This window comes from Pseudolysinimonas sp., from assembly GCF_049651805.1.
Lineage (GTDB): Bacteria > Actinomycetota > Actinomycetes > Actinomycetales > Microbacteriaceae > Pseudolysinimonas_A.
Window position 1 is genome coordinate 1 of the sequence record NZ_JBASCU010000053.1, and the last position, 18,206, is coordinate 18,206.

At 68.4% G+C, this 18,206-nt stretch carries 17 protein-coding genes and 1 pseudogene; 6 read left to right on the forward strand and 12 right to left on the reverse strand.

The window, feature by feature from the left end; all coding sequences use genetic code 11:
• Window positions 1-183 precede the first annotated feature (183 nt).
• A complete protein-coding gene (locus WBL06_RS13050; protein WP_424456747.1) occupies window positions 184-1,239 on the reverse strand; it encodes a DUF2510 domain-containing protein in 1,056 nt (351 codons plus the stop codon).
• A 122-nt stretch (window positions 1,240-1,361) separates the two neighbouring features.
• The gene (locus tag WBL06_RS13055) at window positions 1,362-2,645 is read right to left on the reverse strand and encodes a DUF2510 domain-containing protein (RefSeq protein ID WP_424456749.1); all 1,284 of its coding nucleotides are present in this window, start codon (window positions 2,643-2,645) and stop codon (window positions 1,362-1,364) included.
• Window positions 2,646-2,793: 148 nt separating this feature from the next.
• Here WBL06_RS13055 and WBL06_RS13060 point away from each other — a divergent pair, with 148 nt between their 5' ends.
• The gene (locus tag WBL06_RS13060; protein WP_424456751.1) at window positions 2,794-5,295 is read left to right on the forward strand and encodes a DEAD/DEAH box helicase; all 2,502 of its coding nucleotides are present in this window, start codon (window positions 2,794-2,796) and stop codon (window positions 5,293-5,295) included.
• A gap of 84 nt (window positions 5,296-5,379) precedes the next feature.
• On the opposite strand, the gene WBL06_RS13065 is transcribed toward WBL06_RS13060, so the two are convergent.
• On the reverse strand, window positions 5,380-5,685 hold the full coding sequence (locus WBL06_RS13065) for a hypothetical protein (protein WP_424456753.1): 306 nt from the start codon (window positions 5,683-5,685) through the stop codon (window positions 5,380-5,382).
• Between the two features lie 185 nt (window positions 5,686-5,870).
• Between WBL06_RS13065 and WBL06_RS13070 the strand changes: the two genes are divergently transcribed.
• On the forward strand, window positions 5,871-7,382 hold the full coding sequence (locus WBL06_RS13070) for an aspartate ammonia-lyase (RefSeq protein ID WP_424456755.1): 1,512 nt from the start codon (window positions 5,871-5,873) through the stop codon (window positions 7,380-7,382).
• On the forward strand, window positions 7,375-8,247 hold the full coding sequence (locus WBL06_RS13075; RefSeq protein WP_424456757.1) for a CPBP family intramembrane glutamic endopeptidase: 873 nt from the start codon (window positions 7,375-7,377) through the stop codon (window positions 8,245-8,247). Before WBL06_RS13070 ends, WBL06_RS13075 begins: the two co-directional genes overlap by 8 nt.
• 96 nt (window positions 8,248-8,343) lie before the next feature.
• Here the strand turns inward: WBL06_RS13075 and WBL06_RS13080 are convergent, their stop codons facing one another.
• Both WBL06_RS13080 and WBL06_RS13085 read right to left on the reverse strand, forming a co-directional pair.
• Window positions 8,344-8,517: a hypothetical protein gene (locus tag WBL06_RS13080; RefSeq protein WP_424456759.1), complete on the reverse strand. Its 174-nt coding sequence runs from the start codon at window positions 8,515-8,517 to the stop codon at window positions 8,344-8,346.
• Window positions 8,517-11,018 carry an ATP-dependent DNA ligase gene (locus tag WBL06_RS13085; RefSeq protein WP_424456761.1) on the reverse strand — a complete coding sequence of 834 codons (2,502 nt, stop codon included), beginning with the start codon at window positions 11,016-11,018 and terminating at the stop codon, window positions 8,517-8,519. The genes WBL06_RS13080 and WBL06_RS13085 overlap by 1 nt, the downstream gene beginning before the upstream one ends.
• Window positions 11,019-11,055: 37 nt before the next feature.
• On the opposite strand from WBL06_RS13085, the gene WBL06_RS13090 reads away from it, so the two are divergent.
• A complete protein-coding gene (locus WBL06_RS13090) occupies window positions 11,056-11,892 on the forward strand; it encodes a Ku protein (protein WP_424456763.1) in 837 nt (278 codons plus the stop codon).
• A gap of 131 nt (window positions 11,893-12,023) precedes the next feature.
• On the opposite strand, the gene WBL06_RS13095 is transcribed toward WBL06_RS13090, so the two are convergent.
• The 6 genes and pseudogenes from WBL06_RS13095 to WBL06_RS13120 form a co-directional block, all read right to left on the reverse strand.
• On the reverse strand, window positions 12,024-12,746 hold the full coding sequence (locus tag WBL06_RS13095; protein WP_424456765.1) for an FAD-binding oxidoreductase: 723 nt from the start codon (window positions 12,744-12,746) through the stop codon (window positions 12,024-12,026).
• A 14-nt stretch (window positions 12,747-12,760) separates the two neighbouring features.
• Window positions 12,761-13,351 carry a molybdopterin-dependent oxidoreductase gene (locus WBL06_RS13100; RefSeq protein ID WP_424456767.1) on the reverse strand — a complete coding sequence of 197 codons (591 nt, stop codon included), beginning with the start codon at window positions 13,349-13,351 and terminating at the stop codon, window positions 12,761-12,763.
• Between the two features lie 126 nt (window positions 13,352-13,477).
• Window positions 13,478-13,561, reverse strand: a pseudogene (locus WBL06_RS13105) (DUF7218 family protein); the annotation flags it as partial.
• Between the two features lie 33 nt (window positions 13,562-13,594).
• Complete coding sequence (locus tag WBL06_RS13110; protein WP_424456769.1) at window positions 13,595-14,479, reverse strand: SDR family oxidoreductase; 885 nt, start codon at window positions 14,477-14,479, stop codon at window positions 13,595-13,597.
• A gap of 74 nt (window positions 14,480-14,553) precedes the next feature.
• Window positions 14,554-15,474 (reverse strand): YihY/virulence factor BrkB family protein, encoded by a 921-nt coding sequence (locus WBL06_RS13115; protein WP_424456771.1) that lies wholly within the window; start codon window positions 15,472-15,474, stop codon window positions 14,554-14,556.
• The gene (locus tag WBL06_RS13120) at window positions 15,471-15,932 is read right to left on the reverse strand and encodes a DUF6328 family protein (RefSeq protein ID WP_424456773.1); all 462 of its coding nucleotides are present in this window, start codon (window positions 15,930-15,932) and stop codon (window positions 15,471-15,473) included. Before WBL06_RS13120 ends, WBL06_RS13115 begins: the two co-directional genes overlap by 4 nt.
• An 87-nt stretch (window positions 15,933-16,019) precedes the next feature.
• Between WBL06_RS13120 and WBL06_RS13125 the strand changes: the two genes are divergently transcribed.
• Window positions 16,020-16,493: an SRPBCC family protein gene (locus tag WBL06_RS13125; RefSeq protein ID WP_424456775.1), complete on the forward strand. Its 474-nt coding sequence runs from the start codon at window positions 16,020-16,022 to the stop codon at window positions 16,491-16,493.
• Window positions 16,494-16,529: 36 nt separating this feature from the next.
• Window positions 16,530-17,438 (forward strand): alpha/beta fold hydrolase, encoded by a 909-nt coding sequence (locus WBL06_RS13130; RefSeq protein ID WP_424456777.1) that lies wholly within the window; start codon window positions 16,530-16,532, stop codon window positions 17,436-17,438.
• An 8-nt stretch (window positions 17,439-17,446) separates the two neighbouring features.
• Here WBL06_RS13130 and WBL06_RS13135 read toward each other — a convergent pair whose 3' ends face one another.
• Window positions 17,447-18,205, reverse strand: coding sequence for a glycosyltransferase (locus tag WBL06_RS13135; RefSeq protein WP_424456779.1), 759 nt, complete (start codon window positions 18,203-18,205; stop codon window positions 17,447-17,449).
• Between the last annotated feature and the right edge of the window lies 1 nt (window position 18,206).

Consider the following 18,206-nt stretch of genomic DNA (forward strand, 5'->3'; position numbering starts at 1 on the left):
CGAGAAGACCCGACGGCTCGCCCACGGGTTCCGCAACTTCGACAACTACCGGCTCCGCATCCTGCTCGCCGCCGGCGGCCACAAGCCCTGGCGAACCCGAGCCGCCCCCGCTTCATGATGAAGAGCCGCATAACCCGCTCAGCCTAAGCGTGGCTTGCGACGTAGCTCGGCGGCTGCGGCGGGTCAGCGCACCGCGAGGGCGTACGAGAAGTCGCCGCCGGCGGTGTCGATGCTCACCCACACCAGCTTCGAGCCGCCGTCGGGCAGCACGCCGTCGCAGGTGTAGAGCGAGCCCCGATCGAGCTCCGGCACGAGCACCGGGCACGACACCGAGGCGAGCCGACCGTTGCCGACGAGGTCGGCTTGCACGGTCTGCTGAATCTCGACGGCCTTCGTCACGGGAACCGCCGACCCGGTCAGGTACGCCGCGACCGGACCCCCCACCGCGAGGAGGGTGAGCACGATGAGGGTCACGAGCGGCCCCGAACCCTTCACCCGGGTGCGGCGGCCGATCAGGTAGACGAGGGGTCCGAGCAGAGCGAGCGCGGGGCTCGCCGGCTCGAAGTCGCGAGACCGCAGCTGGCGGGCATCCACCGCTGCCCAGATGAGAGTGAGCAGCGTCGGCACGAGAACGATCCCGGCGACCAGCGGCACGCCGGCGACGCTCGGCTCGGGCATCACGTAGAAGGCGAGATAGGCGGCGGTGGCAGCGGCGACGAGCGTGAGGAGCGGCCACAGCGCGATGAACCACGCGGATGCCGTCAGGGTGCCGGGCTCCTCGTACTCGGGTTCGGGCTCGGCGTTCCACGGGCGGTAGTCGGAGGCGGCGCTCGAGGCGGCGCTCGAGTCGGTGTGACCCTTCTGCACCGCCCGCATGATGACGTCGTTCTCTTCGGTGCTGATGCCGTACTGGCGTTCCAGGTCACGGGCCTCGGCGATGCGGGCCAGCATCTCGGGGGTCTGCGTCGACCCGGTCGACGTCGTGACCTGGTCGGCCGCGGTGAGGTGTTCGGCCGTCGTGGCGCCGGCCGTGACACCGGAATTGCCGGCATAGCCGTCACCGAATCGGCGGTCGGCGAAGTCGTCGGCGTACGTCGTGGCAACCGGCTGAGGCTGGGGCGTCGGCTTGATCGCCGTGTGCTCCGTCCAGGAGAGCCCGTTCCACCAGCGCACGTGAGCGCTCGAGGCGGGGTCTTCGTACCAGCCTGCTGGCACGACTCGGATCGCCTGGTCGGTCAAGACTCAACTCCTTCGGGCCGGAAACGGCGAAGACGAATGCGAAGGCTGCAACTGCGGTGGTACAAAAGCTGAGCCCAGTCTAGGGATGGCGACTGGAGGTCTCATGACCCCGTTCGGGTGTGTCAGGAGCCCATGGTGAAGACACCCCAGCTGTCGACTCGCCAGTCGATCCAACCGTTGGCGCGCTGCAGGCTGACGACGACGTCGTACGTGTCGCCATCGTTGTTCGTCCCCTGGCAGGTGAACGATTGCTGTACCAGCATCGGCGGAGTGGTGGGGCAGTCGATCTGCAGGTCCATGCCGAGCGAGCGGGCGTCGGCGACAACCGAACGTTCCGCTTCGAGCGAGAAGGATTCCGGCAGCAGCCCCATGACGAGTCCGGGCACGGCGACGACCGCCCCGACCATGAAGATCCCGAGGGTGAAGAAGGTGAGAACCGGACCGAAGCCGGTTCCGGCTTCGCGCACGGTCGCGACGAGCCGGGCGATGAGATAGACGGGTGCGCCGAGAATCGCCCACGCCCAGTGCGCGGGAGACTCCATGCCGCCGGCGAGCAGCATGCGGCGGTCGATGATGGCGAGGATGATGCTCGCCAGCCACGGGACCCCGAGAATGAGGGCCGCCGTGATCGGGGCGAACGAAGCATCGACGCCGCTCAGCAGCACCATCATGCCGACGAGCAGCATGTAGAGCGGCAGAAGCGGCAGCAACCACCCGGGCACGGTGCTGATGCGCGGCGCGTGGGCGAGCCGGGCACGGTGCGAGCCGTGGGCGCGGAATGTCTCGGGCTCGGGCTTGGCCTCGGTGGGATAGTCGGGGATGAACGTCGTCGTCGACGATGAGGCGTGGTCGAAGGCCGAGCGCGGCACGGATGCTTCGCCGAGGAGGTCTTCGTGGCTCTCAGCGAGGTCGTACCGCATCGAACGCGGGGCGTCGGCGATGCCCGCGGCGCGTGCGTAGCGCACGGCGGGTGACGGCTCGGCGTCGATCTGGCTTCCCAGGAAAGGCGCCTCGAGTTCGGGCAGCGGGTCGGCAAAGCCGGAGGCGTCGCCGGTGAGGTCACGCACCGTGTCGTCGTCGGGGACGAGACGCTCGGCTTCGCGCAGGGTGCGACGTGACGGCAGCGAGACGTCGCTGTCGAGGTCGTGAAGCGGGTAGGCGAGATTTGCGGGATCGGCGAGGTCGTCGGCGAACGGCAGGTCGTCGGCGAACGCGAGTCGCGTCGCCGGCGCGGTCTGCCGCGGCTGAGCGAAGCTCGGCTGAGCGGTCATCGCTTCGGCGACCATGGGCTGGCGGGCGTCCGAGGTGTGCTCGGTCCAGGCGTGGTTGTCCCACCAGCGCAGTTGCGGAAGCCCGAGCGGATCGGGATACCAACCCGCAGGTACGCGGACGTCGTCGTCTGCCACGACTGCACGCTCCTTAGGCCCGCGACCCTGTCGAGTACAGGATTCCCAGATGATTCTAAGTGTTGAGTCCGATTCGGGGTACCCGCGCGATCCACCCCGAGGTGGGGGCATGGCTACCCCACCCCGAGGGACAAGGCAGACTCGACTCATGCCGCCCACCTCGTCGATGCAGAAGACGGCTCTGGTCGCCGCCCTGCCGGCGCCGTGGGACGCGGATTCGTTCGTGCAGGCGTTCGACGAGTGGGCGAGGTCGCGCGGGCTGCGGCTCTATCCGGCGCAAGAGGAGGCGGTGCTCGAGCTCGTGTTGGAGCGGCACCTCGTTCTCTCCACGCCGACGGGCACGGGCAAGTCGCTGGTGGCGATCGCCGCACATGCGGCCGCGTTGGCGCAGGGCCAGCGGTCGTTCTACACGGCGCCGCTCAAGGCACTGGTGAGCGAGAAGTTCTTCGCGCTGGTCGAGGTGTTCGGCCCCGAGAACGTCGGCATGGTGACGGGGGATTCGAGCGTCAACCCCGAGGCGCCGATCATCTGCTGCACGGCCGAGATCCTGGCGAACCTCGCGTTGCGCGAAGGCGCCGAGACGAAGGTGGATGTCGTCATCGCCGACGAGTTCCACTTCTACGCCGACCCGCAGCGCGGCTGGGCGTGGCAGGTGCCGCTCCTGGTGCTGAACCGCGCGCGATTCGTGTTGATGTCGGCGACACTGGGCGATCTGACCGACATCTCCACCGACCTGGAGCGCCGCACCGGTCGCGAGGTCGCGCACGTCACCGGCGTCGAACGTCCGGTGCCGCTGCACTACCGCTATGTCACGACGCCGGTGCACGAGACGGTCGAGTCGCTGCTCGAGGAGCGGCTGGCGCCGGTCTACATCGTGCATTTCGCGCAGGCCGCCGCAGTCGAGCGCGCACAAGCCCTGCTCTCGGCGCGCGTCGCCACGCGCGAACAGCGCGACCTGATCGCGGCCGAGATCGGCGGCTTCCGGTTCTCGCCCGGCTTCGGCTCCACGCTTTCGAGGCTCGTGCGGGCGGGGATCGGCGTGCACCACGCGGGGATGCTGCCGAAGTACCGCCGGCTTGTCGAGCAGTTGGCACAGCTCGGCATGCTGCGGGTCATCTGCGGCACCGACACCCTCGGTGTCGGCATCAACGTGCCGATCCGCACGGTGCTGCTCACCGCGCTGACGAAGTTCGACGGCGTGAAGATGCGGCAGCTCTCGGCGCGGGAGTTCCACCAGATCGCCGGGCGGGCCGGCCGGGCGGGGCACGACACCGCGGGGGATGTCGTGGCCGAGGCGCCCGAACACGAGATTGAAAATCAGATCGCCGCGAAGAAGGCGGAGGCGAAGGGCAAGAAAGGCGGGCCCAAGAAGCGCGCGCCCGAAGGTTTCGTGTCGTGGGGCCCGGCGTCGTTCGAACGGCTCATCGCCGCCGAGCCCGAAACCCTCACGTCATCCATGCAGATCACCGCCGCGATGCTGATCAACGTGATCGGACGCGAGGGGGGCGACCCGTTCGCGAACGTGCGTGCCCTGGTTTTCGACAACCACGAGCCGCCCGAACGGCAGCGCGATTTGGCCCGACGGGCCCTCGGCATCTATCGCACGCTCACCGCGGCCGGCGTCGTGGAGGTGCGCGACGGCATCCCCCAACTCACCGTGGACCTGCAACCGAACTTCGCGCTCAACCAGCCGCTGTCACCGTTCGCGCTCGCCGCCTTCGAGTTGCTCGATCCCGACCAGCCGACCTACGCCCTCGACATGATCAGCGTGCTCGAGGCGACGCTCGACGACCCGCGGCCGATCCTGTCGCAACAGCAGTTCACGGCCCGCGGCGAGGCGGTCGCGGCGATGAAGGCTGACGGCATCGAGTACGACGAGCGGATGGAACTGCTCGAGGCGGTCACCTGGCCCAAGCCGCTCGACGAGCTGCTGGAGCAGGCGTTCGAGACCTTCGCGGCATCCCAGCCCTGGGTACGCGACTTCGAACTGTCACCGAAGTCGGTCGTGCGTGACCTGTACGAGCGGGCGATGTCGTTCTCGGACTACGTCGCGTTCTACCAGCTCGGCCGCAGCGAAGGGCTCGTGCTGCGCTACCTCTCCGACGCGTACCGTGCGGCGCGGCAGACGATCCCCGACGAGTTGAAGACCGACGAGCTGCAGGACCTCATCGAGTGGCTCGGCGAACTCGTGCGGCAGGTCGACTCCAGCCTGCTCGACGAGTGGGCGGCGCTACAGAACCCGGCCGAACCGGTGGCGGGGGAGAAGCCGGTGCTGCCGCCGCCGCCGACGAGCGTCGTCACCAACCGCCGAGCGTTCCTGGTGCTCGTGCGCAACGCCCTGTGGCGGCGAGTGCAGGCGGCCGCATTGCAACGCGACGACGAGCTGCTCGCCCTCGACCCGGGAGTTCCGTGGGGCGAGGCGCTCGACGCCTACTACGCCGAGCACGATGAGATCGGCACCGGCCCTGATGCCCGAAGTGTCGCCCGTCTCGTCATCGACGAAGAACCGGAGCGCTGGCTCGTACGGCAGATCCTCGACGACCCCGCCGGGCATCACGACTGGGCGATCACCGCCGAAGTCGACCTCGCGGCGTCAGCCGAAGAAGGTGTCGCGGTCGTGCGGGTTCTCGCCGTCGGTCGGCTGGACTGACAACATCCCCGTCACCGCCCGACGACGGCTGCGCATGATCGCAGCCGATGCCCCGACAGTGCGCCCCGCTGGTGAGTGGCGGCATCAGAGCTCGTCGTCCGGGTACACGGGCCGCGCACGCGCCGCCCGGGCGAGTTCGCGGTCGTCTTCGTTGCTCGCGGCTCGCGCCGTGCGGATCGCTTCGACGATCCAGGTCACCGCCGGGATGACGCTGACCAGGGCCGCGAGGGCGCCGAGTGCGACGAACGTGATGGCGACGATCGGGATGCCGGCCCGGCAGGCGTCCGCGCCGCAGCCGTCGGCGATCGTCACGTCGACGACGGCGAAGCTGACGGCTGCGACGAGAATCGCTATCAGAGCGACTACGCCCAACACTCGCGGCGAGTGCATCGGATTTTCCCCCTTGATCGCAACCCCCATCGCGACTGGTGCTGACACTACGGCGGGGCGGAAGCGAGGGATATTCCCCGATTCGGGGGCTCCCCCTTCGGGTCGCACCCCTTCGCGGTGGCGCGGACTTCTTCAGATGGGATTTCCCCTGACGTATCGGCGCTCGCCCGCCTAGGCTTCATCTCATGCAGGCAACCGCACCTGTCCAACCGACGAACGGTCCCGAGCCCGCCACAAGCGTGCTGACCGGCGGCGGACCCACCAGAACCGAGAACGACTCGCTGGGATCGATGCAGATTCCCGCTGACGTCTATTGGGGCATCCATACCGCGCGAGCGTTGGTGAACTTCCCGATATCGCGTCGCGCGATCTCGAACTACCCGAGCCTCTTGCGCGCCCTGGCGTACGTGAAACAGGCGTCGGCGCGCGCCAACAAAGAGATCGGCGTGCTCGAGCCGGCCAAGGCCGACATCATCGACGCCGTGTGCACCCGCATCATCGCCGGAGAGTTCCACGACCAGTTCGTCGTCGGGGTGATCCAGGGCGGTGCCGGCACGAGCACCAACATGAACGCCAACGAGGTGATCGCCAATATCGGCCTCGAGATGATGGGTCACGGTCGCGGCGAGTACCAGCACCTCAGCCCGATCGACGACGTCAACCGGTCGCAGTCGACCAACGACGTCTACCCGACCGCCATCAAACTCGCGATGGTGTTCGGCATCCAGAAGCTGCTCGAAGAGCACGTGCTGCTGACCGAGGCGTTCGCCCAGAAGGGGCGCGAGTTCGCCAGCATCCTGAAAGTGGGGCGCACCCAGCTGCAGGATGCCGTGCCGATGACGCTCGGGCAGGAGTTCAAGGGCTTCGCCCGCACCCTCACCGAAGACTTCGACCGGCTCTCGGAAGTCATCCCGTGGCTGAACGAGATCAACATGGGCGCGACCGCGATCGGCACGGGCATCACCGCCGACCCGCGCTACGCCGAGGCGGTGCGCCGCCACCTCGAAGAGGTCACCGGCATCCCGCAGGAGACGGCGCCCGACCTGATCGAGGCGACCGCCGACGCCGGCATCTTCATGACGGCATCCGGAACGCTCAAGCGCGCGGCGGTGAAGCTGTCGAAGATCTGCAACGACCTGCGGCTGCTGTCGTCGGGCCCGCAGGCGGGGCTCGGCGAGATCTTCCTGCCCGCCCGCCAGGCGGGGTCGTCGATCATGCCCGGCAAGGTCAACCCGGTCATCCCCGAGGTGGTCAACCAGGTGGCGTTCGCCGTCATCGGGGCGGATGCCACGGTCACCGCCGCGGCGGAGGCCGGCCAACTGCAACTCAACGCGTTCGAACCGGTGATCGCGCACAGCATCCTGCAGTCGCTCGACTGGATGACGCACGCCTGCACGACGCTGCGGGTGAACTGCATCGAGGGCATCGAGGCGAACACGGCCCGGCTTGCCGAACAGGTGGGCATGAGCGTCGGCGTCGTGACGGCGCTTACGCCGTATATCGGGTACGCCGCGGCGGCGACCCTCGCGCACACGGCGCTCACCACGAACGCCTCGATCGCCGAACTGGTCGTCGACCAGGGTCTGATGGCGGCCGAGGACGTGCGGCGGGTGCTGTCGCCCGAACGGTTGTCGGGCATGGTGCCGACCACCGGCGTGATCGATCTGCCGAAGTTCGAAGAGCCACCGGTTGAGTAGCCCGCGCGGCGGGCGCCTCGATTCCCGCGGGTTGAGTAGCCCGCCGAGCGGGCGTATCGAAACCGCACCGCACGCGAACTGGAGCTGGAAGCTCCTGCCCGCCGCCGGGGTGTCGTTGTCGGCGTTCTTCTTCTTCGGGCTGCAGTTGCACGCGGTCGGGGCACCGCTGCTGGCCGCATCGCTCATCGCCGCCGTGCTCATTGATCGGGAACTCGGCAAAGACCTCGTGTTGATCGGGGTCGGCATCGCGATCGTGTCGACGACCAACGTCAAAGCGGATGTCTCGTGGCCGTCGTTCATCCGCATCGGAGTCGTGCTCGGGCTGGCCGTGCTCGTGCCGTTCCTGCTCGATCGGTTCGTCTACCGGCGAAAAGTCATCCGGTTCCCCTGGCGTTCACGCGAGAAGAAGACGCGACTCGAGATCGCCTATCTGTTCGCGGTGCCGCTCTTGGGGTACCTGATTCTGCCGTTCTACTTCATCCGGTCGGGGGCCTACCTCAACTGGCCGCCGCTCGAGGACGGCGGCGAGCTGCTGCGCTTCTTCATCGGGGTCAACGCTGTCGGCACCTGGGACGAGCTGTTCTTCATCTGTACGGCCCTGGTTCTGCTGCGTCGGCACTTCCCGCTGTGGCAGGCCAACATCCTGCAAGCGGTGATCTTCGTGTCGTTCCTCTGGGAGCTGGGGTACCAGGCGTGGGGGCCTCTCCTCACAGCCCCCTTCGCGCTGTTGCAGGGCTACCTGTTCGCGAAGACCCGGTCGCTCGGCTACGTGCTCGCCGTGCACCTGCTCTTCGACGCCCTGGTGTTTCTCGCGATCGTGCACGCCCGCAATCCCGACTGGGCGCCCATCTTCTTCCTCTACTGAGGGTTGACGACGCCGACTGCATCGATTTGCGTCGAGTGCGCGCAATCACCCAATTGCGCTCGACGCAAATCGATGCAGTCCGCAGGGGAAGGGTCGTCAGGCGGGGCGGTCGTCGTCGAGGGCGATGTCGCGATCGTCGGTCTGCTCGATGCGTTCGTCGGGGTCGAGCGTCGGCGGCGGGGGTTGCACGTCGTCGTCGGTCTCGAGCGGCTCGATGCGTTCGTCGTCGGGGTTCGGCTCGTATTCTGCGCTGTACGGTTCACGATCCATCAGGGCACCTCCCAGGTGATTTCTTCGGGGTTCTTGTCGGGGCGCCAGGCACGCCAGGTGGGCGCACGCAGCCGGCCGTCGGATGTCACTTCGGCGTACTCGACCTCGCCGACGAGTTTCGGGGTGACCCAGCGGGCATCCTTCGCGTCGACCGGCGGTACGTCGACGAGCGGGCTCGTCTCGCGGGCGATCCGGTCGAGGCGGGTGCGCAAGCCGGTCAGTTCCCGGTCGCTGAAGCCGCTGCCGACCCGGCCGACGTACTGCAACCCCTCGGAACTCGGGATGCCGACGAGCAGCGACCCGACCGTGTCGGACCGCGCCCCGTTACCCGGCCGCCAGCCGGCGACGACGACCTCCTGGCTGAGGGTGTGCTTGATCTTCAGCCAGTCCCGTGAGCGACGACCGAGTCGGTACGGGGAGCCCGCGCGCTTTGCGATGACGCCTTCGAGTCGCAGCTTCCGGCTGGTCGCCACGGCGTCGTCGAGGTCGGAGCCGGCATCCGGGGGAACCCGCACGACGTCGGCATCCCGCACCGCCTCGCGCAGCTCGGCGCGGCGCTCCGTGTACGGCCGGGAGGCGAGCGAACGCCCGTCGCGCTCGAGGATGTCGAAGGCGAAGAACTGCACCCCCTGGGCTTTGCGCGCGCGCTCGACGTCGCGCGGAGAGGTGATGCCCGAGCGGGTCTGCAGCAGTCCGAACGACGGCCGCCCGGCGCTGTCGAGGGCGACGATCTCGCCGTCGAGCACCGCGTCGCCATCCGTCGCTTCAGCGAGCGCCTGCAACTCGGGGTAGGTCGGGGTGAAGTCGAGCCCGTTGCGCGACCGCAATTCCACCGCGCCGTCACGCACGGTCGCGATCGCCCGGTAGCCGTCCCACTTCATCTCGAACACCCAGTCGTCGCCTCGCTCGAAGGTGTCGAGGTCGGCGAGGGTGGCGAGCATCGGATGCACCGTGCCGGCCGCATTCGTGCGCCCGCCGACGACCGACTTGCCGCGCTTGAGCCCGCGGCGCGGTTCGGCTCCCACGCGTTTCCACGATCCCGCCGATCCCGCGGCCTTGCGCGCTTTCGAGGCGGCGACGCTCTCGGGGTCGTCCCAGTCGACGGGCTGCTGGTCTTTCATGAGGTGCAGCAGCCAGTTCTTGCCGCCGGTCTGGATCAACGCGAGCCGGTGGGAACCGTGCTTCTCGCCGTGGATCGTGAAGATCACCTCGTCGTCACGCCACTTCTCCAGGTCGTACGAGCCGCGATCCCAGATTGTGACCGTGCCCGCGCCGTACTCGCCCTTCGGGATCGCGCCCTCGAACTGGCCGTACTCCAGCGGGTGGTCTTCGGTGTGCACCGCCAGGTGGTTCTTGCCCACTTCGGTCGGCACGCCTTTCGGCACCGCCCACGACACGAGCACGCCGTCGCGTTCGAGCCGGAAGTCGTAGTGCAGCGCCGTCGCGTGATGCTCCTGGATGACGAACGAGTTGCCCGCCGCCCCGACGTTGGTTGAGCCTGTCGAAACCCCGCCCATCGGTTCGGGCGTCTTCGCGCCATCCCGCATCGACCGGTATTGCGCCAACTTCTCCTCGGCCTCCGACGAGTGCCAGATCTCCCGCTCGAGGTCGGCCGCCGGGTCGCCGCCCGCGGCGACCCGTTCCAGCACCTCGTGCATCTCGAGCTGCCGCAGGTCGGGGGCCAGCAGATCGTCCCAGGTGCGCGGCGCCGCGACGGTGGGTCGCATCCTGCCCCGCAGCGAGTACGGCACGATCGTCGTCTTGTTGCCGTTATTCTGACTCCAGTCGAGCAGCACCTTGCCGGCTCGCAGCGTCTTCTTCATGTCGCTGACCACGAGGTCGGGATGATCCGCCTCGAGCGCCCGAGCAAGCTCGTGCGCGACGAGCGAGACCTGTTCCGAAGTCTGTTCGCCGTCGAGCGGGGCATACAGATGGATGCCTTTCGAGCCACTCGTCACCGGAAACGCCTCGAGCCCCATCCCCGTCAGGATCGCCCGCACGAGTCCCGCGACCTCGACGCATTCCTCAAGCCCCGCGCCCTCGCCGGGGTCGAGGTCGAGCACCAGCCGGTCGGGGTTCTGCCGGGCGCCTCCCTTGCCGAACCGCCACTGCGGCACGTGCAGTTCCAGCGCGGCTTGCTGCGCCATCCACGCCAGGGTCGCCAGGTCATTCACCAGGGGATAGCTGTTGACGTGATCGGAGTGCTGGATGTCGCGGCGCGAGATCCACGACGGCGCTGAGTCGGGCAGGTTCTTCTCGAAGAACACCGTGCCCGGCTTCGCGTCGCTGCCGACGCCCTCGACCCAGCGCTTGCGGGTGACGGGTCGGTTGCGGGCGTGCGGGATGAGCACATCCGCGACCCGCGTGTAGTAGTCGAGAACCTCGGCCTTCGTCGTGCCGGTCTCGGGGTAGAGCACCTTGTCGAGGTTGGTGAGTTTCAGGCGGTGGCCACCGACGGAGACGATTTGCTCCGTGCCCTTCCCGCGCGCTCTGGCAACCACCTTTCCCAAGCTACCCACCGAGGGTGAGAATGGGCAGATGCGCTCCATTTGGAAGGGTTCCCTCAGCTTCGGGCTGGTCAACGTGCCCGTGAAGCTGTACTCGGCGACGGAAGACCACGACGTCTCGTTGCACCAGGTGCACGACGAAGACGGCGGCCGCATCCGGTATCAGCGCAAGTGCGAGATCTGCGGCAAGGTCGTCGACTACGAACACATCGCCAAGGCCTACGTCGACGGCGAAGAGACCGTCATCCTCACCGACGATGACATCGCGGCGCTGCCGGTCGAGCGCAGTAAGGACATCGACGTGGTCGAGTTCGTGCCGAGCGATCAGATCGACCCGATCATGTTCGAGAAGGCCTACTACCTCGCCCCCGACTCGAAGTCGAACAAGGCGTACGTGCTGCTGCGGCGCACCCTCGAAGACAGCGACCGCACCGCGATCGTGCAATTCGCCCTCCGCCAGAAGACCCGGCTCGCGGCGTTGCGGGTGCGCGACGACGTGCTCGTGCTGCAGACCCTGCTCTGGGAAGACGAGGTGCGCGAAGCCCGGTTCCCCGAACTCGATGAGACGCCGCGCATCTCGGCCGACGAACTCAAGATGGGTCGGCAGCTCGTCGACTCGTTCGCGAGCGACTTCACGCCCGAGAAGTTCACCGACGACTACCAGGAGCAGCTGAAGACGCTCATCGAAGCGAAACTCGAACAGGGCGACGCGCTCGACACCGAGGCCACCTTCGGGCGCGAGACCGAGGGCGGCGGCGAAGTGCTCGACCTCATGGAGGCCCTGCGTCGCTCGGTGGAGTCGAAGCGGTCGGATGCCGACGCAGCTCCCAAGAAGAAGAAGCCGGCAGCAAAGAAGAAGGCCGGCTGACCGAACTCGGTGGTTGAGTAGCCGCCGAAGGCGGCGTGTCGAAACCACACCACACGGGTCACTCGGGGTGTGGTTTCGACACGCGGCCGCCTGACGGCGGTCGCTACTCAACCACCGATGTGGGGGCGGGGCTACGCGCCGCCGAAACGTTCGGTTCGGATGGTGCCGGGGGAGTGGCCGAGGTCGATGAGCCACCCGGCGACCGCCTCGACGAAGGGGGTCGGGCCGCACACGTACGACCGCTCAAGCGACGCCGCATCCGGGATCGCGAGCGCGAGCGTCTCGCGCGTCAGCCGCGCGGGCGGTAGCGGCCACTCCGCCGGCGCGACGCGCGTATAGACGCGGTCGATCCGCAGGCCCGACGCCGCGAGGTCATCCAATTCGGTGGCGAAGAACTGGTCACCCGGCGAGCGCACGCTCGACAACAACCGGAAGTCGCCCATCCGCCCAGCGTCGGCGGCTGCGCGGGCGATCGCGTAGAGCGGCACGATTCCCGACCCGCCGCCGACCAGCTGCACGGGGCCGGTCGTCGACCCGAAGCCGGCGGGACGCCACACGAAGTACGCGCCAAGCGGCCCGTGCACCTCGAGTTGGTCGCCGACGCGCAGCTCGTGGGTGAGGAAGGGCGACACCTCACCGGTCGGGATGTCGTCGACCGCGAGTACCAGCCGCTGCGATGACCCGTAGGACGCGATCGAGTACGAGCGGCTCGCCTGATACCCGTCGGGCGCGGTGAGCCGGATGTCGAGGTGCGACCCGGCGTCGTTTCCCGGCCAGCCCGGAACGTCGAGCACGATGCGGCGCGCCGTGGGGGTTTCGGACATCACCTCGGTGACGGTGCCGACGGCCCACACAGGCCGAACTCGAGTTACCAATAGCGCTCTTCGGTCCAGGGATCGCCGTGCATGTGATACCCGTTCTGTTCCCAGAAGCCGGGCTCGTCGTCATCCATCATCACCAGGCCGCGCACCCACTTGGCGCTCTTCCAGAAGTACAGCGCGGGCACGAGCAGCCGGGCCGGGCCGCCGTGCTCGGGTTCGAGCGGCTCGCCTTCGGCTTCGGTCGCGATCCAGGCCTTGCCGCCGAGGAGGTCGTCGAGTGCGACATTGGTCGTGTAGCCGCCGTGGCTGTGCACCATGACGTAGTCGGCGCTCGTCTCGATGTTCTCGAAGATCGCGTCGAGCGAAACCCCGCGCCAGTCCATGTCGAGTTTCGTCCAGTGGGTGACGCAGTGGATGTCGACGGTCACGTCGTCGACGCCGAGGGCGAGCAGCTCGTCCCAGGTGAAGGTGGTGAGGCCAGTCTCAGTGCGCACCGAGAACGTCCACCCGTCGGTGCTGACTTCGGGCGTCGGCCCGGCCGAGAGCACCGGCCAGTCGGCGACGAGCGTCTGCCCGGGCGGCAGCCGCGGATCCCGCTCCCGGCCACCACCGGTGAACCCACGCGTGATGAACGACATGCCGTTTACGCTACTCGTGCCGACGGTGCGCCATAGAACCCTCTCTGACGTTCCAGAACCCCGCGCGCGGGGCTCTCCGACGTCAGAGAGGGTTCTATGGCGAGAAGGGCCGCAGGCCCCGGCCGCATTCGAGATACGCGCCGCCTTCTGCTTGCTCGCGCCGTCGTCGCGCAGCTCTTCGTAGAGTTCCGGATCCTTCAGCGACTCGATCCGCGTCCCTGAGGCATGCCGCTCTCCCTTCCGCTACAGCCCCTTTCCTCCGGTCACCGGCAGGATCGCGCCCGACACGTACGACGACTCGGGCGACGCGAGAAAGACGTAGGCGGGCGCCAACTCGGCCGGCTGCCCGGCTCGGCCGAGCGGCGTGTCCTGCCCGAACGTCGGCACCTTGTCGGGCCACGCCGTCGCGGGGATGAGCGGCGTCCAGATCGGCCCGGGCGCGACGGCGTTGACGCGGATGCCGCGGGCGCCGAGCTGTTGCGCGAGGGCTTTCGTGAAGGCCACCTGGGCCGCCTTCGTCATGGCGTAGTCGATGAGTTGCGGCGACGGGTTGAACGCCTGGATCGACGAGGTCGTGATGATCGACGACCCGGGCTTCAGGTGCGGGATCGCAGCCCGAGCGATCCACAGCGGCGCGTAGAGATTGGTGTCGAAGACCCGCTCAAGCTCGTCGGTCGGGATGTTCTCGAGCCCGTCGCGATTCTGCTGGTAGGCGGCGTTCAGCACCAGGATGTCGATGCCCCCGAGCCCGTCGATGACCTCGTCGACGAGCGACGTGCACTCGGCCTCGCTACGCACGTTGCCCGGCAGGCGCAGGGCGGTGCGCCCGGCCTGTTCGATCCAGCGCGTCGTGTCGGCGGCATCCTCTTCTTCTTCGGGAAGGTAGGAGATCGCGACATCCGCCCCCTCGCGGGCGAACGCGATCGCGACGGCGCGGCCGATCCCCGAGTCGCCGCCCGTGATGAGAGCGCGCATGCCGGCGAGTTTGCCGGTGCCCAGGTACGACTCTTCGCCGTGGTCGGGGGTGGGTTCGGTGCGGTTCGTCAGCCCCGGCTGTTCCTGCTCTTGGCGCGGGAAGTCGTGGTTGGGGTAGCGGGTGACGGGGTTTCTGTCGGTTGCGGTGGACATGCTTCCGGTCTACTTCAGCCTCGCCCGCACGGGTAAGGGCTTGCCCCCAGGCGCCGACCGAGCTAGACCCCTCGCTACTCCGCATCCTCCTGCAGCTCACGCGCGGCGGCGATGTCGGCGCGGCGCTGACGGCCGAGCATGCGGATGCGCCGGCTGTCGCGCACCGGCAGGTTCAAAGTGCGGGCCACGTCTTCGCCGCTCGCGAGCTGCTTCACGCGGGTGAACTCGGCATCCAGCTCCACCCCGGCGATGAGTGCGGCGTTGGTGAGGTAGAGCCACAACAGCCCCACGATGACGCCGCCGAGCGACCCGTAGATTGCGCCGTGGTCGACGAGTCGCACGTAGAGGGCGAAGCCTGCGGTGGCGACGATCCAGATCAGGATGGCCACACTCGAGCCGACGCTCACCCACCGCAGGTGCGGGCGGATGACGTTGGGCGTATACGCGTAGAGTACGGCGACGAAGAGCACGGCAAACGCCAACAGCACCGGCCAGCGCAGGATCGCCCACAGCGGCAGGTCGCCCGGGCCGAACAGCACGGTGATGAGGATCGCACCGAGCAGCGTGAGCACGAGCGCGACCACCAGCATGCGCCCGCGGAACGCCCAGAACGGCCGACCCTCTTCCACCTCGTAGATCGCGTTCACGGCGCGGCCGAATGCCGTCGCGTAACCCGAAGCGGTCCAGAGCACGAGTACGAGCGCGATGGCCAGCGCGAGGTAGGGGTTTCCCAGGCTCAACAGTTCGCGCAACACGCCCTCGAGGTCGCGTGCCGCTTGGTCGGGCAGCACGACGTCGAGGATCGCCACCAGGTCGTCGACGGCGCGGTCGCGGTCGTCGAAGATGGCGAACACCGAGACCACCGCCAGTGCTCCCGGCAGCAACACCAGAAGTGAGAAGAAGGTGAGCGCGGCGGCGGCGTCGATTCCTCGGTGTCGCACGAACCCGTGGATCGCGCGTCGCAGGGCAAGCCGCCAGACCGCGGGGGTGCTCACTCGGGCGGTCCCCGCAGGAACGAGGGCAGCACCGCCCACAACGCCACCGTCAGGGCGAGGGCCCCGCCGCCCGCGATAAGGGCCGCGACGCCGTCGATGACGACGGCGAAGATCAGGTAGACGGTACCGCTGAGCGCGAGCGAGATGGCCACCAGGGCGAGCCGCATCAACAGATGACCGGCACGCACCAGTTCGGGCTTCGCGTCGCGGCGGAACAACGCGCGGTGCAGTGCGACCGGGGCGAGCGCGAAGATCGTCGCGAGGGCGGCGACCACCACGAGGGTGAGGTAGACGCCGATCTGCCGGGAGTCGATGTCGGCGAAGCCGGCCTGGAAGGGGATGGTCAGCAGGAACCCGAGCAGCACCTGGGTGCCCGTCTGGATGACGCGCAACTCCTGAAGGATCTCGTCCCAGTTGCGGGCGATGCGTTCTGACTCGGTCTCACCTGCGGGCGGCATGCTCCGATGGTAGGTCGCAGGCTGCGTCAGCGACGGGGGATTGTCAACCCGCTCCCGGTAGGGCATGCGGCGGCGCAGGGTGGATCCATGACCACCATCGAGAAGAGCATCGACGTGGCCGTGCCGGTGAGCACGGCCTACAACCAGTGGACCCAGTTCGAGGAGTTTCCCGAGTTCATGAGCGGAGTCGACCAAGTGACGCAGGTCGACGACGAACACCTGCGCTGGAGGGTGTCGGTCGGCGGCGTCGAGCGGGAGTTCGACGCGGAGATCACCGAGCAGCACCCCGACGAGCGGGTCGCCTGGCGCAGCATCGGCGGACCCGAGCACGCGGGCGTGGTGACCTTCCATCGCCTCTCCGACGACCAGACGCGCGTCACGTTGCAACTGGATTGGGAGCCCGAGGGCTTCGTCGAGACCGCGGGGGCGGCTCTGCAGATCGACGACCTCCAGGTCGGCCGTGACCTGGCGAAGTTCAAGGAGATCATCGAGGCGCAGGGCGTCGAGTCGGGTGCATGGCGCGGGGATGTCGACCGCGCCCCCGACGCGACCGGTCGGTAGTACGACGGTCGAACACCCCGTCAGTATCCTGACGGGGTGTTCGACCATTACCAGGAGGTCTCCGGCGAACCCGCCGACGAGGCCGAGCGGCTCGACCGCGCGCTGACCGACCGCGACTGGACCGTGCCCGCGCCCGGTTCTGTCGCCTCCCGGTTCCGTGCCCCGAGCGGCGATTTGGCGGTCGTCTCGCTCGGCGACCCCGCGCATCCTCGGGTGGTTCTCGTGCCCGGCGTCTCCGGGTCGAAAGAGGACTTCGTTCTCATGCTGCCGGTGCTCGCGGCCGGCGGGTACTTCGTGCAGTCGTTCGACATGGCCGGCCAGTACCAGTCGGGTTCAGCGGGCCCGGCGAAGGGGAAGCGCTACGACTACGACCTCTTCGTGAACGACCTCATCGCCTTCCTCGACGATGGCGCCCCGGCTCATGTGCTCGGCTACTCGTTCGCCGGCACCGTCGCGATGCTGACCCTCGTGCGGCGCCCCGATCTGGTGCGCAGCCTGACACTGTTGGCGACCCCGCCCGAGCCGGGCAATGGATTCCGCGGCGTGCGCGGCCTCGGGCCGTACACCTTCCTGACCGGCGGGCGCATCGGCGCCGCACTGATGACCTGGGGCATCCGCTCCAACCAGAACCACGTGCCGCCGCTGCGCCTCGACTTCGTCAGGATGCGATTCGACTTCACCAGCCGACGCAGCATGGAAGACATCATCCGGCTCATGAAACGCGCCCCCGACGTGCGGGATGCCGTCGCCGCGTCGCCGGTGCCGAAGCTGGTCGCGGTCGGCTCGCACGACCTGTGGCCCACCGAGCTGCATCGGCAGTTCGCCGACCGCATCGGGGCGCGTCTCGTCGTCTACCCCACCGGTCACAGCCCGTGCGAGACGGCGCCGAACCAGCTGTCCCGCGACATGCTCGCCCTGTTCGCGTCGGCGAATCTGGCGAACTAGGCAGGCACCTAAGAGAGCTTCTCCCGCTCGATGTCGCGCTCCTCGGCGTAGCGGCGGCGTGCCGCCCGACGCGCCCACGGGGAATCGTCGGGCCAGTGGTTGCGCAGAGTCGGGATGATCCACGACAGGCGCCGCGTGAAACCCGACCAGCTCGCGAACGGGCGCGCCGAGATGCCGACGACCAGCTCGGGGTCGTAGCGCACCGTCATCCACGGTTGGATGTGCAGGCTGAGGTCGAGATCGTCGTGGATGTCGACCGCGTCGCGGTGCACGTCGGGGCCGATCGCCTCCCACACCTCCCGCCGCATCGCGAAGTTGGAGCCGAAGATCGGGGCGTGCCCGAGGTAGATCGTCATCGACCAGTACAGGCCGCCGACCCACCATGACCTGCCGAGGCGACGCTTGATCGGGCCGGCGTCGTAGAAGTCGCCCGAGCCTGAGATCACATCGAGGTCGGGATCGTCGACGAACGCGGCGACTGCGTATTCGAGCCACTCCGGTGGGCAGACCGAGTCGGCGTCGATTCGGGCGATCAGGTCTCCGCGGGCAACGTCGAGCCCGGCCGCCGACGCCCGGGGGATGCCGGGGATCGGCTCCCAGATCACCCGCGCACCGGCGGCCTCGGCGACGATGCGGGTGTCGTCGGTCGAGCCGTTGTCGACGACAACGACCTCGTCGGGCAGCCGGCGCTGGCGCGCGAGCGACGCGAGGCAACGCGCCAGCATTTCGGCGTCGTTGCGGGCGGGGATCACGACCGAGACGAACATC

Excerpts from the sequence above, each read along its gene's own strand:
- WBL06_RS13060 (WP_424456751.1), top strand. The coding sequence starts at position 2,794 with ATGCCGCCCACCTCGTCGATGCAGAAGACGGCTCTGGTCGCCGCCCTG.
- WBL06_RS13065 (WP_424456753.1), bottom strand. The coding sequence starts at position 5,685 with ATGCACTCGCCGCGAGTGTTGGGCGTAGTCGCTCTGATAGCGATTCTC.
- WBL06_RS13070 (WP_424456755.1), top strand. The coding sequence starts at position 5,871 with ATGCAGGCAACCGCACCTGTCCAACCGACGAACGGTCCCGAGCCCGCC.
- WBL06_RS13080 (WP_424456759.1), bottom strand. The coding sequence starts at position 8,517 with ATGGATCGTGAACCGTACAGCGCAGAATACGAGCCGAACCCCGACGAC.
- WBL06_RS13090 (WP_424456763.1), top strand. The coding sequence starts at position 11,056 with ATGCGCTCCATTTGGAAGGGTTCCCTCAGCTTCGGGCTGGTCAACGTG.
- WBL06_RS13100 (WP_424456767.1), bottom strand. The coding sequence starts at position 13,351 with ATGTCGTTCATCACGCGTGGGTTCACCGGTGGTGGCCGGGAGCGGGAT.
- WBL06_RS13110 (WP_424456769.1), bottom strand. The coding sequence starts at position 14,479 with ATGTCCACCGCAACCGACAGAAACCCCGTCACCCGCTACCCCAACCAC.
- WBL06_RS13120 (WP_424456773.1), bottom strand. The coding sequence starts at position 15,932 with ATGCCGCCCGCAGGTGAGACCGAGTCAGAACGCATCGCCCGCAACTGG.
- WBL06_RS13125 (WP_424456775.1), top strand. The coding sequence starts at position 16,020 with ATGACCACCATCGAGAAGAGCATCGACGTGGCCGTGCCGGTGAGCACG.
- WBL06_RS13135 (WP_424456779.1), bottom strand. The coding sequence starts at position 18,205 with ATGTTCGTCTCGGTCGTGATCCCCGCCCGCAACGACGCCGAAATGCTG.